At 62.9% G+C, this 5,803-nt stretch carries 3 protein-coding genes; 1 reads left to right on the top strand and 2 read right to left on the bottom strand.

The annotated features are described in order from the left end of the window. Both EOA36_RS25205 and EOA36_RS25200 read right to left on the bottom strand, forming a co-directional pair. A partial coding sequence (locus tag EOA36_RS25205; RefSeq protein ID WP_127279879.1) for a type I secretion system permease/ATPase occupies positions 1-1,498 on the bottom strand: 1,498 nt, incomplete at its 3' end. A gap of 205 nt (positions 1,499-1,703) precedes the next feature. Next, positions 1,704-4,142 (bottom strand): hypothetical protein, encoded by a 2,439-nt coding sequence (locus EOA36_RS25200; protein ID WP_189522114.1) that lies wholly within the window; start codon positions 4,140-4,142, stop codon positions 1,704-1,706. Positions 4,143-4,962: 820 nt separating this feature from the next. On the opposite strand from EOA36_RS25200, the gene EOA36_RS25190 reads away from it, so the two are divergent. Continuing rightward, a complete protein-coding gene (locus tag EOA36_RS25190) occupies positions 4,963-5,730 on the top strand; it encodes a response regulator transcription factor (protein WP_189521965.1) in 768 nt (255 codons plus the stop codon). Positions 5,731-5,803 lie beyond the last annotated feature (73 nt).

Here is a 5,803-nt window from a genome sequence, read left to right as displayed (position 1 = left end):
TCTCGTAGCCATCGCGGAAACCGACGATGAGATCATGCGCGCCGGCTGCCCTGGCGGCTGCGATCACCAATGCGGGATCGGCGTCGGGTTCGAAACGCGCGATGTTCTCGGCGATCGAGCCGGCGAACAACTCGACGTCCTGCGGCAGATAACCGATGAAATGGCCGCGGTCTTCCGGCGACCACTGATCGAGGTCGGCGCCGTCGAGCCGGATCCTGCCGGCGGCCGACGGCCAGGCTCCGACAAGCGCCCTGACCAGCGTCGACTTGCCCGAACCGCTCTGACCGATAATGCCGACGGCGTGTCCCGCTTCCAGTGCGAAGCTGGCGTCCTGCACCAGCAGCCGCTGCACGCCGGGCGCGGCGACGCTGACGTTCTGCATGAAGACGTGGCGGCTCGGCGCGGGCATGACCATCGGCTCGGCATCGGCGGGCAATGCGGCAAGAATCTTGGTCAGCCGCTGCCAGCCCTGCCGCGCGGTCAGGAAACCTTTCCAGTTGGCGATGACCAGATCGACGGGCGCCAGCGCCCGCCCGCTCAGGATCGATGCCGTGATGATGATGCCCGCGGTCGCCTGCTGTTCGATGACCAGCCAGGCGCCGATGCCGAGCATGGCCGATTGCAGGAGCATGCGTAGCACCTTGGACACGGCGCCGAAGCCGCCGGCGATATCGCTGACGCTGCGCTGCTCGGCGAGATAGTCGCGGTTGGCCTCTTCCCATCGCTTCGCCATCCTGCCGCCCATGCCGAGAGCCGCGATGACTTCCGCGTTGCGGTTGCCGGTCGTGGTCAGGCCGTTGCGGATGATGCCGGTCTGGGTGCCTGATGTGACCGGCTTGCGCGTCAGCCGCTCGGCATGGACGGTCAACAGGACGAGCACGATCGCTCCGACCAGGGCGGTTACGCCGAGGAGCACGTGGAACATGAAGATGATGGCTAGATAGAGCGGCAGCCACGGCAGGTCGAACAGCGCGGTCGGGCCGGTGCCCGACAGGAAGGTCCGCACGCTGTCGAGATCGCGCACCGGCTGCATGCTGTCGCCATTGCGCCCGACCTTGAGCGGCAGCTTGAGGACGCTGGAATAGACGCGGGCGCCGAGCGCTTCGTCGAGGGCTCCCCCGATGCGCACCAGGATGCGGCCGCGGATGAAATCGAGCACGCCTTGTCCGGCGTAGAGGATGGCTACGAGCAGGCTGAGGCCGATCAGCGTCGGCACGCTGCGGCTCGGCAGCACGCGATCGTAGACCTCGAGCATATAGATCGAACTGGACAACATCAGGACGTTGAGGACGCCGCTGAACAGTGCGATGGCGATGAAGGCCGAGCGGCAGGATTTGATTGCCGCCGAGAGTTCCGATCCCTGCTGCCGAGGATTGGGCTGCCGGGCACCGGGCCCGGCAGCCTTTCGCGCCGTCGCCGCGACGCCGGGGGCTGCGCCAGGAGCGGTTTCAGCGCGAAAAGGATTGCGTCCCCGAAACAGCAGAAGAGCGCCAAACATCGCGAACGCCAGGCAGAACAGCCAGACGCCTGGCGATGTCGTCAACATGCCACCGAGTGCAGGAAAAAGGGCGCAGGCTATCAAAACCAGACCCAAGGACCTGACCCTGGCCTGCGCCGAATTGAAGATCGCGGAGCCCCTTTCCATGCCAATCCATGTGGGCGGCGCTGCGGCAAGGCACCCGGCCGACGGCCGGAGACCAGCCTCAGGCGATGCCCGTCAGGCCCCCCACTAGATGCAGCGTGAGCCAGAATTGATCGAGCGTGTTGGGATGCTCTTCGACGATGTTGGTCCCGTCGAACCAGGCGACATTGCCGGCCGGTCCCGGTCCGGACGTCACCAGTTGCCCCTGGTTGAACCACATCAGCGCATTCTTGAGGCCCTCGCCATCGGCCTCCTTGCCGCCGTTCCAGTCGGTGATGCCGGAGCTCGGATCGGTGACGTCGACATAGCTTGTCCAGGCAGCCGACGAAGTCTTCACCGCCGCACCCGTAAGCGCCGTGTGAGCCCCATTCTCATCAACGACCCCGTCATTGTTGGTATCGACATTCACGCCGACAGTTGACCACGCTCCTTGCTTGGTCAGCCACATCACCGCCTCGTCGATCAGGTCGTTGGGCTGACCGACATGGTTGTCGATGTTGAGCTGGGTGGCGATCGCCTGTTGCAACATGATGACGCGTGCGTCACCGCCGGTCGAACTCGATTCGATGGACTTGGCCAGAGCGTTCGAAATCAGGAGATCGTGCGCATCGTTGGCAATGCCGTCGCCGTTGCTGTCGCCGAGCAGCAAATAGCCATCCGTACGCGGATTGACGTCGAGGCCGGACAGAACATGGCTGGCGACGGCGCTCTTGGTGGGATTGCCCTCATTGCCGGCAATATTGTCCCATGCATCCGCGTGGCTGCCCCAGAATCCCTGCGTCAGCGCCTTGTTCGAGAAGCCTTCATAGTCGCTGCTGTCGGTGGCGAGCGGCGTACGCGAATGCAAGGCCGTGTCGACGAAGGCATCGGTGGTGGCCGTGGCGGTGTTGACGTAGCTGCCCAGCTGCGCGACGCCGGTCGCCTGGTAGTGCCAGGTCTCGTTTGTATCGAGCAGGCCGTTCTGGTTGATGTCGCCGCTGTTGAAGCCGCCGCTGAGGATAGCGGTTGGATGGAAATCATCGCCGGCGGTGCCGGCGGTGCCGTTGTCGTCGGTCACAACCACATGGGCGAGCGCGACATTGCCGTCGTTTTTGACATCGTAGGTCCAGGTCACCGGCTGGCCCTGGAAGATGTTGAGGCCATGGTCGACGCCGTTGGTCTTCTTGTCGAGCGTGATGTGCGGATCGGCGCCGGTATAGCCGGAGTCGTCGGTGGCCGTGGCGGTGCGTGTGTGATTGGCATCGTCGGTGAAGGAGCCGGAGGCGGTACCGGTGTTGCTGTAAGGGCCAGCCACGGAGGTACCGGTTGCCGAGAACTTCCAGATCTCGCCGGCGTCGAGCATGTTGTTGTCGTTGCTGTCGCCGATATTGGTGACATGGCCGTTGCCAAGCACCGCGACCGGCGTCACGCCGCCGTCGCTGTCGGTGACGGAGATACCCGACAGCGCGACGTTGCCGATATTGGTCACCGTGTATTCCCACGAGATCGGCTCGTTGGTCAGGATCGTCAGAGTGTCGCCCTTGACCCCGTCGTCGACCGTCACCTTGTCGATCTTGATCTCGGGATCGGCGCCGAAATAGCTGGAGCCGTCGCTGTCTGTTACGGTGACCGCCCCGGCCGAGCCGGTCACCGTCCCGATATTGGCATAGTCGCCGATGACGGCCTTGTCGATGCTGGTGCCGATGAAGCTCCAGTGCTCGGTGGTGTCGAGCTTGCCGTCCTGGTTGGTGTCCCCGACGTTGAAACCGCCGCTGAGAACCGCCGTCACGACCACGTCATTGTGGTCGTCGGTGACGACGATGTTCGACAATGCGACATTGCCGGTATTGCTGACCGTGTATTGCCAGGTGATCGTGTCCCCGGAGAGAACCTGCAGATCGTCGCCGATCGCCGAGCCGTCGACCGTTACCTTGTCGATGCCGATTCCAGGCGCATCAGTGCCGGTGCCGGGCGTCGTAAGCGTGCGCCACTCCTCGAAGCCCCCATTGGCCCCTGAGAAGCTCGAAAACAGCGTCACATAGGAGTCGGGAGAGACACCGGCCGCCGTGAAGTCGCTGACCGGCACGAGCACCCGGTAGTCGTCCGTTCCCGAGCCATGATTGGAGTCAATCAAATACTGGGGGTCGTTCAGGTCAAGATGAAAGACGGTGGTGAATCCCGCAAAATCCGCATCGTAGTCGGCAAGCGTTGCTCCGGCGTTTGAAATGTAGATGTCCAGGCCGGTCAGCGTGATGTTGCCGTTTGTCTCATTGTTGCTTTCATTGAGGTCGAGCCGGAATTCGATATAGTCGACGCCGTCGACATTGATCGACTGCATGTTGCCGTATTGCAGGTCGTGGGTGAAGGACGCCTTGTTGTCGACGACGTTGCCGTTCTGGTCGGTGTTGAAGCCCTCCTCGATACCTGTCGCCTGCAGCCTCAGGAAGGAATCGTAACTGCCGGTGCCCGACCCTACCGTCGTTGCCTCGAGAAGGACGCCACTGCCAATATCGATCGCCATGCTACTTCCTCCACATTGTTGTGCGGTCGGCGGTCGGGCCGCCCCCATCTATTCCGGCCTGATCGCAGCGCCGGCGCGCAGCGTCCGAGGGACGCGGCCGGGCAGGCGAGCAATCGTTCGTGACAAAATCGACGACTTTGAAAGGAGAAAGGTTCGGCGCGGAGACTGCCTCCCATTCGCCGGACACAGCTATTGCCGTATGACGGAACTGGCCCGCCGTCGGACTGACCGTTATACCCACACCCAAAGCCCCAACCCCGACAATCCTACGATTGCCTGGACGTTAATATTTCCCAAACCATATTGCGCAGGTTGCAATGCGTCCGTCTATATAACCCCGGTTATATGCAGGAAAGTCGATTTCAGTTCTGAAAAAGTGCTTTTGCAGACAAGAATAATTGCGTTGCTTTGGCTTAGTTATTTCACGAACCGGAGATTCACGGTCGGATCTACAAAAATTTCGTGATAGCGCCGATGAATCATCCAAGATGAAGATCAGCATCGGCACATCGGCGTGGCATCTGCTTTCAGTCCGCCGCCACGCATTTTGCACGGCGCGCCGCTTGAGGATTAACTAAGCAGTTGCTAATGTTTTGCGCAACCACGCTGCTTCTGTCAGCATGGCCTCACGCTTCGCAGGATGAGGGCCGGGTCGCGATGTTCGCTTCCGGCACGATGAAGTCGTTGATGTGTCACAAAGACACGCAAGGGGAGAAGACGCCATGACCGAGCACGGGCGCCGGCGGCCACCGGAAGCCATCGATGGCCGCACCGCGCCATGGAACCCTGGCCGAGAAGTTCGGCAGCCAGCGAACTGAACATGGTCACGGTTTTCGTCGCCGACGACCACCCGCTGCTGTTGCACGGCCTGATCGACATGATTGCCCGCGACCCGAATTTCGCGGTGGTCGGTTCGGCGCGGGACGGCGCGGCCGCCCTGACGGCCATCCAGCGCGACGTGCCTGATGTCGCGGTGCTCGACATCAGCATGCCGGGACTGAACGGCCTCGATGTCGCCGCCGAAATCGGCCGGCAAGGGCTCGCGACGTCTTGCGTGCTTTTGACGGTCGGCGCCTCTCAGGCCCAGCTTTACGACGCTGTCGCGGTTGGCGTTGCCGGCATCGTGTTCAAGGAGGCCGCCGTCGACGCCCTGCTCAAATGCCTGCACCGGGTTGCCGCCGGAGGCCGGTGGCTGCCCGCCGAGATTGTCAGCGAGGCCGTCCAGAACGAGGCGTCGCGCAGGACGAAATGGCGGAGCCTCTCGCAGAGGCTGACGAGCCGCGAAATCGAGATCGCGCGGCAAGTTCTCGCCGAAAAGCCGACCGGGCAGATCGCCTTCGACGTCGGCATCTCGAAAGGTACGCTGAAAATTCATATGAACAACATTTACCGCAAATTGCAGGTCTCCTCGCGGACTGAGCTCTCGCAACTCGCCGCCGGCCAGATCGGACCGAGTGTCGCGCATGCGGCGAATGGCGGCGCCGCGACGGTCGTGAAGGCACTGGCGGCGCCTGATGCCGGCGGAGGCCAGGCGCGCCCTGCGGCCCGGCAAACGCCAGCTCGGCGCCGGGAGTCCAACAAGGGATAGCCGTCAGGCTGGCGATCACATGTCACGCCAAAGTGGCAACCCTGCGGGACGGACGGAACAGCCCGTCTCCATG

Source organism: Mesorhizobium sp. M8A.F.Ca.ET.021.01.1.1, from assembly GCF_003998025.1.
Taxonomy (GTDB): Bacteria; Pseudomonadota; Alphaproteobacteria; order Rhizobiales; family Rhizobiaceae; genus Mesorhizobium.
This window is presented reverse-complemented; position numbering and strand designations above follow the sequence as displayed.